This is a genomic window from Pseudoalteromonas sp. 78C3 (assembly GCF_002836695.1).
GTDB lineage: Bacteria > Pseudomonadota > Gammaproteobacteria > Enterobacterales > Alteromonadaceae > Pseudoalteromonas > Pseudoalteromonas arctica.
Window position 1 is genome coordinate 17,149 of the sequence record NZ_PJAV01000143.1, and the last position, 21,198, is coordinate 38,346.

The 21,198-nt window shown below is 37.9% G+C and carries 18 protein-coding genes; 12 read left to right on the forward strand and 6 right to left on the reverse strand.

The genetic code is table 11. From position 1 onward, the window contains the following. Positions 1 to 55 precede the first annotated feature (55 nt). The gene (locus CXF76_RS09955; protein WP_101163565.1) at positions 56 to 796 is read right to left on the reverse strand and encodes a peptidylprolyl isomerase; all 741 of its coding nucleotides are present in this window, start codon (positions 794 to 796) and stop codon (positions 56 to 58) included. A 248-nt stretch (positions 797 to 1,044) separates the two neighbouring features. Here CXF76_RS09955 and CXF76_RS09960 point away from each other — a divergent pair, with 248 nt between their 5' ends. Together CXF76_RS09960 and ushA are read left to right on the forward strand one after the other, a co-directional pair. After that, positions 1,045 to 1,230 (forward strand): hypothetical protein, encoded by a 186-nt coding sequence (locus CXF76_RS09960; RefSeq protein WP_101163566.1) that lies wholly within the window; start codon positions 1,045 to 1,047, stop codon positions 1,228 to 1,230. A gap of 87 nt (positions 1,231 to 1,317) precedes the next feature. Then, positions 1,318 to 2,949: a bifunctional UDP-sugar hydrolase/5'-nucleotidase UshA gene (gene ushA / locus CXF76_RS09965; RefSeq protein ID WP_101163567.1), complete on the forward strand. Its 1,632-nt coding sequence runs from the start codon at positions 1,318 to 1,320 to the stop codon at positions 2,947 to 2,949. A 29-nt stretch (positions 2,950 to 2,978) separates the two neighbouring features. On the opposite strand, the gene CXF76_RS09970 is transcribed toward ushA, so the two are convergent. Next, complete coding sequence (locus CXF76_RS09970; protein ID WP_101163568.1) at positions 2,979 to 3,923, reverse strand: hypothetical protein; 945 nt, start codon at positions 3,921 to 3,923, stop codon at positions 2,979 to 2,981. Next, positions 3,916 to 4,782, reverse strand: a complete 867-nt coding sequence (locus CXF76_RS09975; RefSeq protein WP_029751213.1) for a hypothetical protein — start codon at positions 4,780 to 4,782, stop codon at positions 3,916 to 3,918. Before CXF76_RS09975 ends, CXF76_RS09970 begins: the two co-directional genes overlap by 8 nt. 251 nt (positions 4,783 to 5,033) lie before the next feature. On the opposite strand from CXF76_RS09975, the gene CXF76_RS09980 reads away from it, so the two are divergent. From CXF76_RS09980 to CXF76_RS09990, 3 genes are all read left to right on the forward strand, one after another. Continuing rightward, positions 5,034 to 5,888 carry a S1/P1 nuclease gene (locus CXF76_RS09980; protein ID WP_007582418.1) on the forward strand — a complete coding sequence of 285 codons (855 nt, stop codon included), beginning with the start codon at positions 5,034 to 5,036 and terminating at the stop codon, positions 5,886 to 5,888. 43 nt (positions 5,889 to 5,931) lie between these two features. Beyond that, a complete protein-coding gene (locus tag CXF76_RS09985) occupies positions 5,932 to 9,105 on the forward strand; it encodes a TonB-dependent receptor (RefSeq protein ID WP_101163569.1) in 3,174 nt (1,057 codons plus the stop codon). 336 nt (positions 9,106 to 9,441) lie between these two features. Further along, the gene (locus CXF76_RS09990) at positions 9,442 to 12,561 is read left to right on the forward strand and encodes a TonB-dependent receptor (RefSeq protein ID WP_101163570.1); all 3,120 of its coding nucleotides are present in this window, start codon (positions 9,442 to 9,444) and stop codon (positions 12,559 to 12,561) included. Positions 12,562 to 12,613: 52 nt separating this feature from the next. Here CXF76_RS09990 and CXF76_RS09995 read toward each other — a convergent pair whose 3' ends face one another. Beyond that, complete coding sequence (locus CXF76_RS09995) at positions 12,614 to 13,045, reverse strand: MarR family winged helix-turn-helix transcriptional regulator (RefSeq protein WP_002959044.1); 432 nt, start codon at positions 13,043 to 13,045, stop codon at positions 12,614 to 12,616. A gap of 151 nt (positions 13,046 to 13,196) precedes the next feature. On the opposite strand from CXF76_RS09995, the gene hmgA reads away from it, so the two are divergent. Together hmgA and maiA are read left to right on the forward strand one after the other, a co-directional pair. Then, positions 13,197 to 14,498 carry a homogentisate 1,2-dioxygenase gene (hmgA, locus tag CXF76_RS10000; protein WP_101163571.1) on the forward strand — a complete coding sequence of 434 codons (1,302 nt, stop codon included), beginning with the start codon at positions 13,197 to 13,199 and terminating at the stop codon, positions 14,496 to 14,498. A 2-nt stretch (positions 14,499 to 14,500) separates the two neighbouring features. Then, the gene (gene maiA, locus CXF76_RS10005) at positions 14,501 to 15,130 is read left to right on the forward strand and encodes a maleylacetoacetate isomerase (RefSeq protein WP_101163572.1); all 630 of its coding nucleotides are present in this window, start codon (positions 14,501 to 14,503) and stop codon (positions 15,128 to 15,130) included. Between the two features lie 33 nt (positions 15,131 to 15,163). Here the strand turns inward: maiA and CXF76_RS10010 are convergent, their stop codons facing one another. Beyond that, positions 15,164 to 15,397 (reverse strand): TIGR02647 family protein, encoded by a 234-nt coding sequence (locus CXF76_RS10010; RefSeq protein WP_007582405.1) that lies wholly within the window; start codon positions 15,395 to 15,397, stop codon positions 15,164 to 15,166. Positions 15,398 to 15,535: 138 nt separating this feature from the next. On the opposite strand from CXF76_RS10010, the gene CXF76_RS10015 reads away from it, so the two are divergent. Both CXF76_RS10015 and CXF76_RS10020 read left to right on the forward strand, forming a co-directional pair. Next, positions 15,536 to 15,838: a DUF1496 domain-containing protein gene (locus CXF76_RS10015; protein WP_008134362.1), complete on the forward strand. Its 303-nt coding sequence runs from the start codon at positions 15,536 to 15,538 to the stop codon at positions 15,836 to 15,838. A 54-nt stretch (positions 15,839 to 15,892) separates the two neighbouring features. After that, positions 15,893 to 16,201: a VF530 family DNA-binding protein gene (locus CXF76_RS10020; protein ID WP_101163588.1), complete on the forward strand. Its 309-nt coding sequence runs from the start codon at positions 15,893 to 15,895 to the stop codon at positions 16,199 to 16,201. A gap of 50 nt (positions 16,202 to 16,251) precedes the next feature. Here the strand turns inward: CXF76_RS10020 and CXF76_RS10025 are convergent, their stop codons facing one another. Beyond that, a complete protein-coding gene (locus CXF76_RS10025) occupies positions 16,252 to 17,871 on the reverse strand; it encodes a diacylglycerol kinase family protein (RefSeq protein WP_101163573.1) in 1,620 nt (539 codons plus the stop codon). 349 nt (positions 17,872 to 18,220) lie between these two features. On the opposite strand from CXF76_RS10025, the gene CXF76_RS10030 reads away from it, so the two are divergent. The 3 genes from CXF76_RS10030 (at position 18,221) to CXF76_RS10040 (ending at position 21,193) form a co-directional block, all read left to right on the forward strand. Beyond that, on the forward strand, positions 18,221 to 18,763 hold the full coding sequence (locus tag CXF76_RS10030) for a sigma-70 family RNA polymerase sigma factor (protein WP_101163574.1): 543 nt from the start codon (positions 18,221 to 18,223) through the stop codon (positions 18,761 to 18,763). Then, positions 18,760 to 19,443 (forward strand): anti-sigma factor, encoded by a 684-nt coding sequence (locus CXF76_RS10035; protein WP_101163575.1) that lies wholly within the window; start codon positions 18,760 to 18,762, stop codon positions 19,441 to 19,443. The genes CXF76_RS10030 and CXF76_RS10035 overlap by 4 nt, the downstream gene beginning before the upstream one ends. 157 nt (positions 19,444 to 19,600) lie before the next feature. Continuing rightward, positions 19,601 to 21,193, forward strand: coding sequence for a DUF4331 domain-containing protein (locus tag CXF76_RS10040; RefSeq protein WP_101163576.1), 1,593 nt, complete (start codon positions 19,601 to 19,603; stop codon positions 21,191 to 21,193). The last annotated feature ends 5 nt before the right edge of the window (positions 21,194 to 21,198 follow it).

Consider the following 21,198-nt stretch of genomic DNA (forward strand, 5'->3'; position numbering starts at 1 on the left):
TTTAATAATAATGTGGGCGGCTGGTTTACGCCATCCACATTACCGTTAATTTTAATTATTTAGCACGTTTTAAACGAGGAACCGCAAGTAAAAAAGCACCTAAAAGCCAAATTAATCCGCCGCCAGAACTGCTACCTGAATCTGTTGATGTGTCAGAATCAATTAGCGTATTTTCAGTAACAGTAAGACCTGCGGCTGAATTAGGATCATCATCCATTACCGCCACGTTTTGAATAGTCACTAAATTAGCACTGCTAATTGTTACATCAGTGCTTGCACATTGTTCAGCAGTAATACCAACAACGGGTGTTTCACCACAGTGTACTAAAGCTGCAATTTTATCTAACGTTGATTGGCTTGCTGCAGTAATTTGTCCAAACACAGTAAAGCCACCGTTTTGCGTATCAAGTGCTGCACTATTGTCTGTAATATTAAAAAACCACTGGCTTGTTGCGCTATTAGCATCACCCGATAGTTTAGCCATCGCAATGGTGCCCTTAACATTAGAAAAAACAGGCTCATTTTCTACAGCAGGCTTTGTGGTAATCGCATCTAGCGAGTCAGAAAATGTAAATCCTCCCCCTTGAATAACAAAGTTACTAACAGAGCGGTGAATTACTGTTTCGTTATATGAATCGTCTTGAACGTAACTTAAAAAATTTGCAACTGTTTTAGGTGTTTGTTGATCAAACAAGTTAATTTCTATGACACCTTGGCTCGTGTTCATTTCGACAATAGTGGCAGCACTTGTAAAGCTTGCTGCGGCGAGTACTGAGCCAAGTAAAAGTTTTTTCATGTTGTATTCCTGTTGTTATATTTTTAGATAATTGTTAATGCGTTAACACATTAATGCCATAGGCGATTAAAATCGATTCTAAAGTGCGAGTTGATACAAATTAGACCGTGTTGATAACAAATTAATTACATATACCATTACTTATATTCTTTTTAGCTATATAAATCTAATTATTTAAAATTAAATCATCTTAAGAGTATGGCTACTTTTTGTTACCTTTAAAAAACACAAAACAACAGGATCTTATAATGTCACACACTAAACATGCAATTTGCGACTTTGGTTTACACAAAGGCGAACCCTATACAAAACTGCCAGCAAGCTTTTTAACCTGGATGATAGGTACTAATCACCACAAGCGAGAGTATGCGAATACGGAGTTGAAGCGTCGTGAACGTGCTGCCACAAACCAATTAACAGCCCCTTCCAAATAAAATGTAAATAAGTACGTTTTTTTAGCATGGAACTAGTTTAAACTAGCTGCCTGATAAATTAAGTAGACCTTAATCCATAGGTATTTTATGCGTATAATTATTTTATTTTCGGTTATTTTTAGTGTACTCGGATGCACATCTCCTGCTCCTGAATCCGTGTTTAGCGCTACCCCGACTAAATATTTAACTGTTCTTCATACTAATGATAACCACGGGCGTTTTTGGCAAAACGAAAAAGGCGAATACGGTATGGCCGCTCGCAAAACGTTAATTGACTCTTTACGCAATAAAGCTCAAAAGCAAGGTCATGCAGTATTACTACTCTCTGGTGGTGATATAAATACAGGTATTCCTGAGTCAGACTTACAAAAAGCAGAGCCTGACTTTAAAGGTATGTCGCTGATTGGTTACGATGCAATGGCATTGGGTAATCACGAATTCGACAACCCTATTGATGTATTGAAGCAACAGCAAAAATGGGTGAACTTTCCTTTTCTATCAGCCAATATATTTGAAAAGGAATCAGGCGAACACGCGTTTGATAGCTATAAAATATTCAAAAAGAATGGATTAACTATTGCTGTTATTGGTTTAACAACAACCGACACAGCTAAAATTGGTAATCCTCAGTATATTGGGCACTTAGAGTTTAAAGACCCTGTTGACGTTACAGCAAAACTAGCTAAAGAAATAAAAGCTAAGTATAACCCTGACATTACAATCGCCCTGACTCATATGGGTCATTATGTTGATGCTAGCTTTGGTATTAACGCACCCGGTGATGTAACACTCGCTCGCTCACTTCCTGCAAACACCCTTGATATGATAATTGGTGGCCACTCTCAAGAACCTGTATGCATGAGCGATACAAATGTAAATGACGATAGCTTTAAACCAGGTCTTGCCTGTAAACCAGACCAACAAAACGGTACTTACATTATGCAAGCCCATGAATGGGGTAAGTATGTTGGTAAAGCTGAGTTTAAGCTTGAAAACGGAAAATTAACGTTACTAGACTACAAACTGATGCCAGTTAATTTGTATGTAGATAAAGTACAAGCTGATGGCTCAACTAAAGAAGTATTAGCAAACGAGTACATTAAACCAGACTCAAAACTTGAATCTTATTTAGCGGTATACCAAGCTAAAGGCGCTAAACAAATTGAAGGTACCATTGGTGAAGTAGATGCTCGCTTAGAAGGTGACAGAAACAAAGTTCGCTACCAACAAACAAATCTTGCACGCGTAATTATTCAAGCTCAAATGGATGTAGTGGGTGCAGACTTTGGACTAATAAGTGGTGGTGGTATTCGCAGCTCAATAGAGGCTGGTGAAGTGAGCTATAAAGATATTTTAAAAGTACATCCTTTTAAAAATCGTATTACTTACATGGATTGGCAAGGCAGTGATTTATGGGACTATTTAAATACAGTAACGAGCTTCCCACCGGATGCTGGCGCTTATTTGCAATACCATAAACTATCGTTTGAGCGTAAAAATAATCAGTTAGTTAATGTTGTTATTAACGGCCAACCTTTGAACAAAAATAAAACTTACCGTATGAGCTTAAATAGCTATAACGCATCAGGCGGTGATGGTTATCCTACGCTTACAAATAAAAAAGGCTTTGTTAGTACAGACGAAACAGATGCCCAAGCACTTCAAGACTTTATATCAAAAAACAGCCCTCTTAAAGCGGCTGAATTTACCCCTAAATAAATGAAGATAATAATAGGAAAGTAACTGTGTTACTTTCCTATTATTTCAATATTGCCTTTTCTAATATTTGTCAGCCCGTAACTATGCAGACGAGAGCGAGAACCCTCCCCGTATGCTTTAGGTGGATAATATAACTCTTTTTCTTCGGGATACTCGCTGAGTACTTCATCTAATGCAGCACGTACTTCGCTCAGGGTTTTTTCTAGGCTATTATTAAAGTTAGGCCTTTTTCTAACTGTATGGCCGAGTTCGACCAACCTATAAAAATACTTGTTAGCAAGCTCTAGCAGCTCCTCTGGCACATCTTTATTATGACTAAGCGCTACATCATCGTTATTTGTACAATACTCTACAAGTGCTAAATAAAAGCACAATGGCTTATTGGCTAAACACATTTTTTGTTCTGTATTACAACTACTTGATAATGTTTTATCATTAAGGTCAACAATAAGTATCAACGGCGTAGGCTCTGCAATTGATTGATGCTGTGCATTATTAAACTGCTTATTGCTCTGTTTAATAAACGCAAATTTCACCCAAAAACTAATCAACACACTTAACACTAAAAATATAAAATAGTAAATAAAATGACTCAATGCAAAGTGGGTTTGTTGGACGTTAAATACAACTAATACAAACCCATTACTAGTGCTCAAACTACGTATTATTTGGTGTGAGTTTACAGGTGTTACCATCTCGTTTTTTGGTGCAATAGCAACAACTTTGAGCTCGTTCGAATTAATGTAGCTGTTTAAAGTTTTAATGTAGCTGTTAACTGCATCTTTATTACCTGAATGCTTTAGCAGCTCATTCGATAAATCGAGTAATGGTAAGTCGAGTGCTATTTGCCTTTCTATCTGCGTAATTTTTTGTTTAGCTACTTGCTGGCTTTTTTGAGTTACAGAAATATAAAAGACAGACGACAAAATAAAAAACAAACTTATAATAACAAGTAATTGCTTATACTTACTCATCACCAGCCTCCTCTTTTAAGCCTACTAAGCTGGCGCCACAGCGCCAAAATGGCTGGACGTTTTGATAGTAATGCAAACTTTGATCTTTAGACATATCAAGCAAATTTTCCTGCACTGCGCATAATAAATCAGTGTTGTTTTGCTGCATTTTTAAATACCATCTTGTTCCAGAAATATTATTACTCAATGGCGTAATATAGTTTTTTGAAAAACGTTTTTCGTCGCTCTCTTTCCAAAACGAAGCAATAATATCTACTTTTCCATTAGCGAGTAAATCACGTAATTCGTTATGAGAGCTAGCATAAGTGATTTTCAAATTGGCTAAATTAATATCCAACTCTTTAAACGTTTGCTTTGGTAAAATATGCCCTGATCGGCTGGTCGGATAATCAAGCAAACCTATGCGCTTATCTAAAAAGTATTGTTTAGTGACTCGAGGTTTTTCTTTAGAAGATATAAAAAAAGCCGTGTAGTCAGAAAAACCAACAACGGGTTGGTAGTTATATGTCGACTCTGCTTTAAAGGCTGCCATAATATTGTTTTTAGCCAAAATTAAGTCAGCAATTCCTTTACCCACAAACTCAAAGCTGTCTGCCGTTCTATACCCCCAATACCCTTTTACAGAGCCATATTGCTTAGCCACCACGTTATCAGAGCATAACTTTTGTGTTAATAACTTAGCTATTTTTTTTGATTGCGTAAAAACAATTAATTGGCCTTTGTTACTTGTTGCAGTTGTTTGACACTCTGTTGAGGTTTCGATCATAACTGGAAAGTGTAATTCATCATTGTATACACTAACTTGACCGCAAACCCACGTAACGACCAACAATAGAAACAAAAATGTAACAATTAACATTTTGTGCAACACGATATTTTTAAAATTCAAAGCAATGCCACTCAAAAATAGACTATATAGTGCATTTGAACAATTTCGCTTACTTATTACAACAAGTAATTTTACCTGTTAAACATAAACCATTGATTTAAAAGTAATGTGAATAAGAAACTATGAATTTTAATGAGTCCTTCCTATCAACACCAAAAGTAAGGACAATTGACCGCATTAGCCTGTAGCAACGCCATGAAATATTCATTAAGGAAGTTCTAATGCATAGCAATATAAAGTACTCGATATCTTCTGCGCTTTTGATTAGTGCAATATTTACAAGCACTGACTCACATGCTTGGGGTCAAAATGGCCACCGCATTGTAGGTAAGATTGCAGAATCTCATATAAGCGAAACAACTAAAGCGGCAATACAACCCTACCTTGATGGTGAATCACTTGCACAAATATCAACGTGGCCTGATGAAATGCGCTCTGCCCCTGGCGAGTTTTGGCAAAAGCAATCATCTCGTTGGCATTATATTAATGCAGCACCAGGAAAATCTTTCAGCTTCAATCACGATCACACTAAAAACAAAGAATCTGTAAGTAATATCCTAGAAGGCATTCACTATTCAATGCAAACGCTCACTGATAAAAATAGCACCTTAGATGCTAAACAGTTCAGTTTACGTTTTTTAGTACATTTGGTGGGCGATAGTCACCAACCATTTCATGCTGGTCGAAGTGAAGATAGAGGTGGCAACCGTATTAAGGTTTCATTTTTTAACGAAGAAACAAATCTTCACAGCCTTTGGGATACAAAGTTAGTTGAGAACGAGAATTTATCGTTTACTGAGTACGCACAATTTATTGATACAAATAACAGCGAGTTAATTGCTGAGTATTTACAAAGCTCACCTATGACATGGGTTGAAGAATCTCATAATTTAGCCACAAAAATTTATAAATATACCAACAACGAAATTGGTTATAGCTACATATATAACAATACTCCAATTATAAAGACACGCTTACAACAAGCGGGTATTCGATTAGCTGGATTACTAAATGCCTTATTTGACCCTTCTGCAAAAGAGTTAGAAACGGCACTGAAAATGACGACTGACAAATAAACTGTATTAAATTTATATAACCTACACACGGGAAATCAACATTATGACTAAGCTTCGCCTTTCGAAATTAACTGGAGCGGTAATTTTAGCTCTAGGTGTTTCTACAAGCGCAATGGCTGCTGATACTTCATCTGCAATGCGTGGTAAAATTACAACGCCTTCAGGTGGCAGTGCTGCAAACGTTAAAATCAAAGTAATTCACCAACCAACGGGAACTATTAGCGAACTAACTACAAACGAAAGTGGTACGTTTATCGCTAATGGTTTACGTGTAGGTGGTCCTTACATGGTTATCATTGATTCTGATACGTTTAACGATACCACTGTTGAAAATATCTACTTGAACCTTGGTGAAACTTACCGTTTAAGCTCGCAGCTTGCTCCGCTAAACATCGAAAAGATTGAAGTGTCTGGTTATAAGATTGTTCAACAATCAGGTGGCTCTAGCAGTACATTTGGCTCTGACACTATTGAAAATATGCCAAGCTTTAATCGCGACATTAAAGATATTGCGCGCTTAAACCCACTTGCCAGTATTAATGGTAATGGTGAGCTAACGTTTGCAGGTAGTAACCCTCGTACCAACGGTTTAACAGTTGACGGTATTGGTCAAAATGATGACTTTGGCTTGAACTTTGGTGGCTACCCTACTTCTCAGCCTCCTGTAGCACTTGACGCTATTGAACAAGTTTCTGTTGATGTATCTCCTTTCTCAGCTTCTAAAGGTAACTTTGGTGGCGGTACTATTAACGCAGTAACAAAGTCTGGTACGAATGAGTTTAAATTCTCTGGCTTTTATGAAATATCGACTCCTGAGATAGCTGGCGATGTTGATAATATTGTACAAGAAGACGATCTTGATGAGCTAGGTCATAAAACTTATTCTACAAATAAAGTAGAGCCGATTAAAACTGAAGAAAGATTTGGTTTTAACGTTGGTGGCGCAATTGTTAAAGACGAACTGTTTTATTTCGTTAACTATGCAGAATGGTCAAGTGAATTAGATCTAGATTACGGCTTTGACGGTTCTGGTGCTTCAAATGAATTTAATACTTCTGAAGCTAACTATAATCGTTTCATTTCTATCTTAAATAATGAATATGGCTTAACTGATTCATTAGCCGGTGCGCCAGAAGATACAAACAAAAACTTGCTTGTTAAATTAAGCTGGAACGCAAGTGATGACCATCGTTTAGATTTCACTTATCAATGGCAAGACGACCAAGATGAGCGTAATTCTAGCACAGGCGGTGATAATATAGCCTTAGTTTCAAGTACTTATGCATACGTAACTAAGTTTAATAACTTTTCATCTAAGCTTTACTCTGATTGGACTGAAAACTTTTCAACAGAAATTGGTGTGTCGTATAAAGATGTTACCTCTGATAGCGCAACTCGCTCTAACTTAGGAAGCATTACTGTTGAGGAAGACGGTCGAAATGGTCCTTCTTACAACTTTGGTACAGATCAATACCGCCATGCAAACCGTTCAGAAACACAAAACCTAACTTTTACGTTAGACGCTACGTATTTAATGGATGAGCATGAAATAAACTTTGGAGCTCAGTACGAGTCACTTCGTTTATATAACTTGTTTGCTCAAAACTCTCTTGGAACGTGGAAATTTGATAGCTTAGAAAATTTTGAAAACCGTAAAATTGGTTCTTATGATTTTTCTTATCAAAATGCTTACACTAATGATTCAGCTGATACAGCATATGATGTAAGACGTAACCAGCTAGCGCTTTACATAGAAGATACTTTTTATGTAGGTGATGATTTAGAAGTTACAGCAGGTGTTCGTTATGAGCGTTTGTCATCTGATGATAAACCAACTCTAAATGAAAACTTTGCTAATACGTATGGCTTTACTAACCAAGAAAATCTTGATGGCCTAGACATTATACTTCCTCGTGTTGGCTTTAAGTACTACGTAACAGAAGCGCTTACTATTAATGGTGGTATTGGTCGTTTCCAAGGCGGCATTCCAAATGTTTGGTATAACAATTCATTCCAAAGTGATGGCATTACTTTAGTATCAGCACAAAACGATGTAATTAATGATTACTATGCAAATAACACAGCTGATATTACTCAGGTTCCTGATGAAATAAAAAATACATTAGAGCAAGGTGCTGGTAGCGTTGCGTATATCGACCCTGATTTTAAATTGCCTTCAAGCATTCGTACTCAAATAGGTTTTGAATATGAGTTTGATTCTGAACTATTAGGTGATGGCTTTAAATGGCAAGCAGAAATTGCTTACCATAAAAAAGAGAATGAAGCGGTATGGCATAATTCGTCTATTAACCCAGTAGGCTTAGCTGCGGACGGCGAACGTGTTATCAATCAAAGTATTTACAGTGGCGATAATGTTGACATAGAAATGACTAATTCATCGGATGATGGTCGTTCAATTATTATTTCAACGGGTATTGCTAAACAATGGGACAATGGCCTGTTTGTATCGGCAAGCTATGCTCACCAAGATGTTACAGAATCATCAGCAGGTTCAGCTTCTCAGGCAGAAGGTAACTATAAGCACAATATTACAGTAAATCGTAATGAAGATATTGCAGCACGTGGCTTTTACGAAGTTGAGCACAGCTTTAAAATTAACTTAGCGTATAACACTGAATTTTTTGAAGGATATGCAACCAAGTTCAATGTTTATTTTGAACGTCGTTCAGGTCGCCCATTTAGTTACACAATGAATATGTATAAAGATGAAGACTTAGGTGATACTAGCTCTTTATTCACTAATGGTGCTTACTTACCTTATATCCCTACAGGTGCTGATGATCCGAATGTAAATTGGGCTGATTCTAAAATGACTTGGGCTGAGTTAGAACCGTTATTAGAGCGTGCTGGTATATCTCAACGTGGTGGGATCTTAGGTAAAAATACAGCAACGCAACCTTGGGTTACTACAATGGACGTTAGCATTAAGCAAGAAATACCTGGCTTTGCTGAAGGTCACACTGGTGAGGTTTATCTAATGATTGATAATTTCGCAAACCTTCTAAACAGCGATTGGGGTGTAGAAAAACGCTTAGGTTACTCTAACCAAACTATTTATGACTTTGGTGGTCTTGATGATCAAGGTAGATATAAAATAGACAACAGTTTTGGCGGTGCGGATGTGCGTAATTACTCGCAAATCAGTTCATCGTCATCAGCTTGGCAGGCTAAAGTTGGTATTAGCTACAAGTTTTAAGTCTTAATAGGTAAGTAATAACACATTAAGTTATTTGTTAACAAAACCCATTGCAAAATTGTAATGGGTTTTTTGTTTTTCACACCCCAATTTCACATGTTTGTCATAAAGCCCACGTAATATATACCCCGATATAGAGTTATTGCTCGAAAAAACACTCAAATAGACAAAAATAGTACTATTTATTAAAAATATATTGCAGTTGTATTTTATTTGTAACGAATAAATAAGGTACACTAGTAACGGATTTTGAATAAATGAACTTCAACTGTTTATTTTGCAAAATTTTAAAATAAAAATATAAAAATTTAATTAATAACTACACGGGAAAATTAAATGAAAACTCAATTACGCAAAACAGCTCTTTCACTTGCTATTGCAGCATGTGTTGGTGTAAGTGGCGCTGCAATGGCTAACGAAACGACCTCAGCAATTAAAGGTCAAGTAATGGGGCCTAACGGCAACCCAGCAGCCGGCACTAAAGTAACAATTTTACACGTGCCTTCTGGATCAGTAAAAACAACTGAAGTAAATGACGCTGGTTATTTCACAGCTAAAGGCCTGCGAGTTGGCGGTCCTTATAAAGTGGTTGTTGATTCAGATGTATATGCAGACCAAGAATTCAATAACATTATTCTTAATATTGGTAACGATTACCCAGTAAACGTTTCTCTTGAGTCACAATCAAGCATGGAACAAATTGTAGTTTCTGGCGCGCCAATTAGCTCTATGTCTGGTGGTACTGGTCCGGCGTCTACATTTACGCTAACTGATCTTGAAAATACGCCAGCTATTAACCGTGATTTAAAAGACATTATTCGTATCGACCCGCGTATCACAATTGATGACAGCCGTGGTTCAATTAACTGTGGTGGTGGTAACCCTCGCTACAACAGTTTAACGCTAGACGGCGTTCGTATGAACGATAACTTCGGCTTAAGCTCAAATGGTTACCCTACTATTCGCGCCCCTTTCTCTTTTGATTCAATTGAACAAGTTTCAGCTGAACTTGCACCGTTTGACGTTCAATACGGTGGTTTTACATCGTGTAACATCAACGCAGTAACCAAATCTGGTGGCAATGATGTTCATGGCGCTGTTTTCTACGATTACACTAGTGACTCTTTCAAGGGTGATAAAATTGAAGGTGATGACGTTGATAACGGTAATTACACCGAAAAACGTTACGGCTTCAACGTAGGTCTTCCACTAATTGAAGATAAACTATTTTTATTTACTTCATATGAAAAACTTGAAGGTGTTCAACAGTTTAACTACGATGGTTTAAGCAGCGGCAGTGTAACTGCTGATGATATCTCGCGTATCACAAGCGTTGCTCAAACTGTATATGGTTACGATGTAGGCGGAATGCCTTCAAGTATGCCTGTTGAAGATGAAAAAATCTTAGTTAAACTAGATTGGAACATCAACGAAGATCATCGTGCAAACTTAATCTATAACTACAACGATGGTAATACTGTTTCACAGTCAGATACTGGCTCTAGCCGTGTATCACTATCTAATCACTTTTATGACCAAAGTGCAGAATTCACTTCAATCATTGCATCTGTTTACTCTGATTGGTCAGATGACTTCTCTACTGAAGTTCGTATTGGTAAGTCTGAGCTAGATGCAACAGTACAATCACTAGATGCAGCAAGCAGCTTTGGTGAAATGCAAATTCGTACCGAAGATGGTGGTACAGTTTATATTGGTCCAGATGACTCACGTCAATCTAATGACTTAGACTACGATACAACTACATTTAAAGTTGCAGGTACTTACTACCTTGATCAGCACACAATTACTGCTGGTTACGAGTTTGAAGAGTTAGATGTATTTAACTTATTCGTTCAGCATACTGAAGGTGAATACCGTTTCAACAATGTTGATGATTTTGAAAATGGTATTGCAAGTGCTGTTTACTACAACAATGCTGCTGCTACAAATGATCCAAACGATGCTGCTGCGAGTTTTTCGTACGCTCAGCATACATTTTACGTGCAAGACGAGTATTCGTTTACTGACTTAGACGCAAATATTACGTTTGGTTTACGTTACGATAAATACACCAGTGATGATGTACCTAACTTAAATCAAAACTTTACTGATCGCTATGGCTACAGTAACCAAAGTACATTTGATGGTATTGATTTAATTCAACCTCGTGTAGGCTTCCAATGGTACGCGACAGATGCACTTGAAGTACGTGCAGGTGTTGGCTTGTTCTCAGGCGGTAACCCTAACGTTTGGCTATCTAACTCTTACTCAAACGACGGCATTACTAACATTAGTGCAAACCAGTTTGGTTCTATCGACTTGTTCGCAACACCTAATGTAAATAATGGTACTCCAGGATTTGAAGTTCCTCAGTCTCAATTTGATGCAGTAGCTGACACTGTAATCGGCTCAGGCGATTCACAAGCAAACGCTGTTGACCCAGACTTTGAAATCCCATCAGAGTGGAAATACTCACTTGGTGCAACGTACACAACAGAAAATGAATATGTAATCTCTCTTGATTACTTATACTCGAAGAAAAAAGATGCTGCGTTAATGCGTGACATCGCACTTCAAGATACAGGTACAACTACGTTTGACGGCCGCCCTATTTACGAATCAATTGAAGGTCGTTCTAACGAATACTTACTAACAAATGTAAGTGGTGATAGCGGTGATTCATCTGTTATCTCATTAGCGGTTAGCAAGATGTTTGATAATGGTGTAAGCGTTAACTTTGGTTATGCCTACACAGATTCTGATGATGTTAACCCAATGACAAGCTCTGTAGCTGGTTCAAACTACGGTAACATTGCACTAACTGATCCAGGTAACCCAGGTGTTGCTTCATCTGATTACGAAATTCCACATCGTTTTACTATGACTCTTGGTTATAGCCATGAGTTTGTTGATGGGTTTGCTACTCGCTTTAATCTATTCGGTGAAGCATATAAAGGCCTACCTTACAGCTACACATTCGATGGCAGTGATGGTACCTTCGGTGACAACAACTGGAATGGCAACCGCCAACTATTGTATGTTCCACTTGAAAACGATCCTAACGTTGTTTACGACATGAGTGCTGCTGATATCAATGAATTCAATGAATTTATTGCATCAAATGGTTTAGAACGTGGTCAAACGACTAGCCGTAACGCAGAAAACTCTGATTGGTTTGTTAAGTTTAACTTTAAAATGACACAAGAGCTTCCTGGTTTTATGGAAGGTCACAAAGGTGAAGCGTTCTTCGTAATTGATAACCTTACTAACCTGTTAAACGATGATTGGGGCGTACTTAAGAAAGGTCCTTTCGTAGGCGCTAGCATGATCAAAACATCACTTGATGATCAAGGCCGTTACGTTTACTCAGGCTTTAACGGAAATAATGCAAATACATCAGTACAAACTGATGCATCTGTATGGCAAATGCGTGTAGGTGTTCGTTACACTTTCTAATTTAGAACTGTAACCTAAAACATCTTTTAAAAGCCCACTTTGGTGGGCTTTTTTATGCCTTTAATTTGTTATTTAACTTTTCAAAAATACTCACTAGCACTTCGTATTCTTCGTTGGTTAAAGTGCTCAGTAACTGTTTTTCCCAATTTAGTGCATCGGGCGCTATATTTTCATATAAGTTTTGCCCTACTTGGCTCAGCACAAGTAATGCTGCGCGTTTATCTTGTGCATTTAACTCACTTTTCACTAAACCTTTATCTATTAAAACTTTTACCGCACGCGACACTGTCGACTTGTCCATATTTGCTTGCGTGCATAAATCCTTTGCGTTGCTCTGACCATACTGCGCTAAATTAGCAAGTATTCGCCACTGCGGAATATTTAAACCGTATTTAGTTTGATAAACCTCGGCAAAGTCATTACTTACACGTGTTGCTACATTCGTTAATTGATAAGGTAAAAACGTTGCTAAATCAATTTTCATTTTTAGTTATCCCAGCTTTATAAGGCTTACTTTAGTGTTCATTAATATTTACACGGATGCGTAGTTGCACATTTGATATTAGTCTCACTTGAGAGTATCTTAACTGAAATAAAAATAATATTAAACCAACCCCCTCTCACAGGAGTCAGTAATGGCGACACAATTAAGTTATATGACCGGTTTTGGTAATGAATTTGAAACACAAGCGCTACCCGGTGCACTGCCAATAGGACAATTTAGCCCACAAAAAGTTAAATACGATTTATACACAGAGCAATTTAGTTCGACTGCATTTACGGCTCCTCGCGCTTCAAATCGTCGCACTTGGTTTTACCGCCTTCGTCCGTCTGTAGTGCAAGGTGATTACCAAGCAATTGATAACGGCCTAATAAGAACAGCCCCAATCACTGAAGCCGTAACACCACCAACAATGCTACGTTGGAATCCTATTGATATGCCTTCACAGCCTACTGATTTTATTGATGGGTTAGTAACTATGGCAGCTAATGGCAGTGCTAATGGGCAATCTGGTATTGGCATTCATGTATATGTCGCTAATCAGTCAATGCAAGGGCGTTACTTTTGTAATGCCGATGGCGAAATGTTGTTTGTCCCTCAGCAAGGTGAGTTATTAATTCACACCGAGTGCGGTAAGTTAAGCATTAAACCGGGTGAAATTGCTGTAATTCCCAGAGGAATTAAGTTCGCTGTTGATTTAATTGATGATACAGCCCGTGGTTATATTTGTGAAAATTATGGCCATGCGTTAGAGCTTGCAGAGCGAGGACCTGTTGGTGCAAACGGTTATGCCAACGACAGAGACTTTCAATACCCTGTAGCGGCCTTTGAAGATAAAGAGGGTGACTTTGAGCTTGTTTCTAAATTTAACGGTAATTTATTTAGCTGTGAAATTAAGCACTCTCCTTTTGATGTAGTTGCATGGACGGGTAATAGTGCGCCCTATAAATACGACTTATCGCGTTTTAATGTAATGAATACAGTGAGCTTTGATCACCCCGATCCTTCTATATTCACTGTACTAACCTCTCCTTCTGCTACTGAGGGTATGGCAAATGTCGATTTTGTGATATTTCCACCGCGTTGGATGGTAGCCGAAAATACATTTCGCCCGCCGTATTATCACCGCAATATTATGAGTGAATTTATGGGCTTAATTGAAGGTGTGTATGATGCAAAAGAGCATGGTTTTGTACCTGGTGGTGCAAGTTTACACAATTGTATGTCGCCACATGGACCTGAAGCCGACGTATTTGAAAAAGCCTCAAACGCTGAACTTACACCACAAAAATACGAAAATACACTCGCTTTTATGTTTGAGTCGCGCTATATAATTTCACCGACAAAATATGCATTAGAAGGTAGGGAACGCCAACCAAACTACACCGATTGCTGGCGTACTATTAAAAAACAATTTACAGGTTCACAGGATTAATTATGAAATTATACAGCTACTTTCGCTCATCAGCGGCCTATAGGGTACGTATAGCGCTTAACTTAAAAGCAATTGATCATGAACTTGCTATTGTTAACCTTTTAAAATCGGAGCAGCTTGGGAAAGAATACTTAGCGACTAATCCGCAAGGGTTACTACCTGCACTTGAAACCGATAATGGTGTTTTAGCACAATCACTTGCAATACTGGAATGGCTTGATGAAACTTATCCGCAATCGCCATTAATTACAGGAACTGCGTGGCAAAAGTCGCAAATAAGAAATTTAAGCTTTGCCATTGCTTGCGATATTCATCCTGTTAATAATTTACGCGTGCTGAAGTATTTATCGAACGAATTAGGTGTTGATAACGAGGCTAAAAATAAGTGGTATCGACATTGGATAGAAGTTGGTTTTGAAAAAATAGAACTGATGCTAAACGAAAATGATGACTACTGTTTTGGTAACCAACCAACACTTGCTGACATTTGTTTAGTGCCGCAAGTATTTAATGCAATTCGTTTTAACGTAGATATGAGCGCTTATCCAAAAATTGCAGCTATTTACGAACACTGTAATAAATTAGCTGCATTTAATGATGCTGCACCGCAAAATCAACCCGATGCAAATTAAGCTAGTTTAGTAACTAACCAGAGTTCAAATTAGCTAGCTTTGTAGCGCACTATGAATAACCGTAATGTGCTCAATTAAATCTAAGCCCAGATCAGTTAAATATCCGCCATCTGGGCTATCTATAATCCCTTTTTCAAATAAACGTTGCGCTGCACTAAGTAAGCTTGGCTCTGCGTCTGAGTGTAATTTAATACCCTGCATTTTACTGTCGCGAGGAAATTTTGCTAATAGTGTGAATTCTTCGATCATTGTTTGATTAAATTGCATTGTGTGCACCTTTTTATTTGAATCCAAGTTGTTCTGTGAGTAACTAAGTTTATAATTAAAATCACTTTGTGTACTTTACACTAGCACGTTTTTTAGCTTAATGTATTATTTTTAACCCTCCCTATTTAAAGGCCTCTAATGCGTAACTTTTTAATTCTATGCTTTTGTTTTAGCAGCTTATCGTATTCAATACTTAGTGAAGCAACAACCCTTAAAACCCATTCAATTATTGATGCAAACCAGTTTGTAAATGAAGAATCAAACTGTTGGTACGACAACAAACGCTATAGCGAAGGCGCATTAATACAAATTCACTCATTTACACTTTTGTGCGGTGCTAAAACACCCCAGCACAGTAACAGCCAACTCATTTGGCTTAAAATAGATAAACAAGGTAATGCTATTTACCCAACAGCTCCTAAAACAATCACTGTGAATTAGCGCTAAAAGCTGATTTGAGCTACAATGCACGCAGTTTAAATAAGTAGTATGGCTATGGATAATCAACCTAAAAACCCTTTACATAGGGTAACGTTAGAACAAATACTTGTTGAGTTAGAACAGCGACTTGGCTGGAGAACACTTGGCGAGCAAGTAAAAATCAAATGCTTTACTGATCAACCGAGCATTAAATCGAGTTTAAAGTTTTTGCGTAAAACGCCTTGGGCTCGCGATAAAGTGGAAGCACTTTATATTCACACTATAAATAACAAACCTATTCGTAGACCAAAAAGTGCGCCGAGAGAAACATCTTCTCAAGCGCCGGATACAACAGGGTTTGTTTGGCCATCAATTAAAAAATGATGTAAAAAAGGAGCTAATTCAGCTCCTTTTTTGATTGTAAGTAGCGCGATTTATTGCTCTTTGCAAATCACATTTAATGAGGCCGGCTCAATAGTAATAACGAGTTTGTGAGCAGTTTTAACTTCACCGTCAAGTACGTACTTAAGCTCTCCTTCGCCTGTCACCTCGACTCTTTTAGCATTTGTATGATGCGAATTTATAGCTAAATGTGTTTGCGTTAAACTGCTAAACATCAGTTCTGCAATGCTCAATATTGTCGTAGAATTTTCATTATTTGGTGTTAGCCAATTTACATCAAGAAGCCCGTCACTATGATCTGGCTGCCCACCACCTTGAGCCAATAACGTTGTAAAAGGCGCAGCATTAGCCACAATAAAGCTATTTGTACATATTTCTTTCGGCTCATTATCATCGAGTTTTACACTAAGTAGCTGTGATTTTTGCTCGCCAAATGCTTCAAAAAAACCATTTAAGTAGGCAAGTTGCCCCGATTTATTTTTCGACTCTCTATCTGCTTTTTCAATCATTGATTGCTCAAAACCAATGCCCGCTAATAAAAGTACTAATTCATTATTACAATAAGCGGTATCTATTGTGCTTGTTTGACCATCAATTATTAAATCACAGGCTTGTTCAACAGGAATAAATTTAGAGCTAATCCCCATCAATACATGCGCAAGTGCGTTTGCAGTCCCCATTGGTATAATACCTAGCTTACATTGTGTATTTACAAGTACGCTTGCAACTTCGGCCACTGTACCATCGCCTCCACACGCTATTATAATGTCCGGCTTTTGCGCAATTGCTTGTTTAGCAAGCTCAATACCGTTTACGTCTTGTGAAGTAGTAAGTACTTTTAAATCGTAATAGGCCGATAACCGCGCAACAATTAAATGCTCTTTTTCTTGCCACAATCGTGTACCAGATACTGGATTTGCAATTAAAACTGCTTTGTTTTTAATCAGCAGCTCGCCTTTTTTATGACGCTTAGCTAAATGACGAAGCTGATGCTTATTTAAGTTTGCGGTTTCGCGGGTTTCCTTTATTTGTGCAAGTACTTCATGTACATCTGCATTTTTGTTTTGACTCAATAAATAAGCCGCCATTACAAAAACAGACCGCCCACGGCCTAAAGCACAATGTACAACTACGCGACGGTTTTCTTTAATATGATGATGTATCCAATTAATAGCCTGATTTAACTGAGAATGGGTAGGAATACTATGATCGAGCACCGGAATGTTTAAGTAATTTATATTCTCTTGTGTTGAACTCCACTCGAGTCCGTCGAATTCACACGTAACGTCTAAAATTGCCGTAATTCCGTTATCTTTTAATGTGTCTATGTCTGAGGGAAATAATCGGCAAGCTAAAAATAGGTTCTCATTTATTTTTTGAATTGGCGGCACTTTATCGTGCTTACGTGACCAGGCATTATAAATTTGCACACCAAATAAAAATGGCACAAACGCCCACCGTATATAAAATGGGATCACCCCATTTTCACGTTTTCTAAATATTTTTGCTGTATTAAAAATATATGCGGTACTCACTAATAAAAGTGACAGCGCAGTCCAATAAAAAACAATAGCAAAGTAAACAGAGTTTACTTCCCAACCAATAAAAATAAGTAGTAATGCTAAAAGTGAATAACCAATTGCAGCCCACATAGTCTCTCCTTTGTGTAAATAATTCCGATTTTCTAATTTTAATTTAAACGGCTTTATGTACTCTTTTGCAAATATCACGCCATATAAATGGCATTTTAAATTCAAATTAAAATCATAAGCTATTGATATATAATGTTAATAATAAAATAAATTTAAGTGCAATCTGCTCTTTGTGCATTTTTTACAAACATGAGAATAAATTATACTTACACGTCTAAATTTCAAACACTGATCGGTTATTGCTTGTACTAACGTATAAAGCAGCTAATCTAAAAAGCAATTAAATTTTTTGCATCCAAATCACACTCTCAACCGTTTACTCAATGATAATAAGAAAAACAGGACCCCTATGGATAACGATGATTTACTCCCTCTTCTGTGCGCAACAGCACAAGGAGACAAAAATGCTTTCTCAAGTTTATATCAACAAACTAGCGGCAAACTTTTTGCTATTAGTTTAAATATGCTCACTAACAGAGCTTATGCGGAAGAGGCACTACAAGATGCTTTTATAAAAATTTGGCATAACGCATCTGAATACAACGCCTCTAAAGGCACCGTTATTAGTTGGATGATAAGTATAGTTAGATACAGAAGTCTTGACTCACTGCGCTATCACAAAGTACGAAAAGAGCAGTCGTTAGGCGATGACGAATATGAAAATGAAAATGAAAATGAAAATGAAAGTATCGACGTTAATTACGATGAAGAAACGAAACTGGTTAATTGTATCGAACAGCTTGAGCCGCAACAAAAACAAGCTATTCACTTAGCTTATTATAAGGGGCTGAGTCATAGCGAGCTAGTGGATCATATAGAAACGCCATTAGGTACAGTTAAAAGCTGGATCAGGCGTGGGCTTATGCAGCTACAAAGGTGTTTAACATTATGAATTATAATAAACCCGAACTATTAGACGCGCTTGCTGGGCAGTATGTGCTTGGCACACTTAGAGGGCTTGCCCGTAAGCGTTTTCAGCGTCTGTTGCTTAATTCAAATCAAGCACGTGAAGCAACAAGTCTATGGGAGCAAAACCTAAACAACTTAGCGAGTGCTATTACGCCGCAAACGCCACGTGACGATGTATGGGTAAATATACTACAACGTATTGAAAACAGGCCACAAACAAGTAAAACAGTCATACATACCAAGCCTTCAATTTGGCGTACATGGTCTTTTGTGGCAACTGCTGCGTGTATTGTTTTAGCCTTTTTAGTTATTCAACCTAGTACCAATGTTATGCACACTCAACAAATTGCTTCGGTTCAAAATCAAGATAAACAATCATTGTGGTTTATTAATGTTAACGAGCAAGGACTCTCAATTAAAGCCAGTAGCCAATTGGTTGCTCAAACTAATAAAGATTATGAGTTGTGGATGATTTTAAAAGGGCAAGATGCACCTATTTCACTGGGTTTACTTCCCAAGCAAGGCAATAAAATATTATTAAAAGATAACCGTTTTAACGCAACCGACATAGCGTTGCTTGCCGTAAGCTTAGAACCTATTGGCGGCTCGCCAAATGGCTCTCCTACTGAAGTGCTTTACACCACAGAGCTAGTACTTTTATAACCCTACAATAATGACCAAAGTTGGCTGCTTACACAAAGCAGCCAACCTACTTTTAAACTTTTTAACAAAAAATAAAAATAATTTAACTTTTTTGCATCCAATTTAAATCCTGCCCCGTTATTAGCTATGACTTCAATCAAAACTAAAGGACAAAGTCATGAAAGCTTTAACTCCATCAATACTCGCAGTAGTAATATGTAGTACGTTTGTAAGTGCACCAAGTGAAGCATCAAGCCACAGAGAAGCGCCAAATATAAGCCGTTTCCCGACTTTAGATTCAACCGATTTTTATGTATTTAATAGTTACGAGCAAGGTCGTGATGATTTTGTAACATTAATTGCTAACTATATCCCGCTGCAAGATGCATACGGCGGTCCTAATTACTTTGCAATGGACCCAGATGCTACCTACAGCATTCATATAGATAACGACGGCGATGCCGTTGAAGATATTACATTTGCATTTAACTTTAAAAGCATGCTCCCTAATGATAACCAAGGTGTGCAATTAACTGTTGGACCTGAAGGTAATCAACGCACCGTGTCTGTACCGCTTAAAAATGTAGGCGGTGTATCTGCCGGTGATGACAGCGCTGCAAATTTTAGCGAATCATACACAATAAGCATGATTAGTGGCGCGCAGCGTACTGGCGAAACAACGGTATTAAACAACACTGCATCAAACTCAAGCACATTTTCTAAACCGCTTGATTATGTCGGCAATAAAACATTTGGCTCAATGAGCGATTACCAAACTTATGCTGACCAATTTGTGTATCAGGTTTCAATTCCTAACTGTGAAAGCATGGCACAAGTTTTTGTAGGACAACGTAAAGACCCATTTGTAGTTAACCTAGGTAAAACATTTGATTTAGTTAACTATGTACCTGTAGAAGGCGATAGCGCCCCTGGTGCTGGTGACGGCGGTGGTTTTCCAGGTGGTATAACGCAATCAGCCGGTAATGACGACCTTGCAGATAAAAACGTAACATCAATCGCTATCGAAATACCTAAAAGCTGTATTGTCGGTGAAGGTAACAAAGTAATTGGTGCATGGACAACAGCAAGCTTACCTCAAGCACGTGTATTAAACCCAAATGCTAAATTTGCTAATAATGCCGTCAATGGTGGTGCTTTAACACAAGTTTCACGCTTGGGTAGCCCGCTTGTAAACGAGCTTGTAATTGGCATTAAAGACAAAGACACATTCTCTACTGCTCACCCTAAAGATGATGCACAATTTTTAGATTATGTATCTCATCCAGCACTACCAGAGTTATTAAACATTTTGTTTAAAGATGCTGTTAATACGACTCTTGGCGCAAACTTAGAAACACTGGCACCCACAAACTTCCCCCGTACTGATTTAATCACTGCATTTTTAACGGGTTTTGCAGGCGTTAATCAACAAGCAACTGTAACACCTTCAGAAATGCTACGTTTGAATACAGACATTGCAGCAACAGCGCAAGCTGATCAATCTGCATTTGGTGTAGCGGGTAATGATTTAGCCGGCTTCCCAAATGGTCGTCGCCCGGGTGATGATGTGGTTGATATTGCACTTCGTGTTGTGATGGGTCGTTTATGTCATCCTATTCCTGTAAATGGTGAAGACACTGATTTAGGACTTTGTGCACCAGAGGATGCTAATACGGGCACAGTGCCATTTACAGACGGCGCACCTATTGATGCAACAATGATGGATTCATCATTCCCATACCTTGCAACACCGCTTGCTGGCTCTAAATAAGGAGT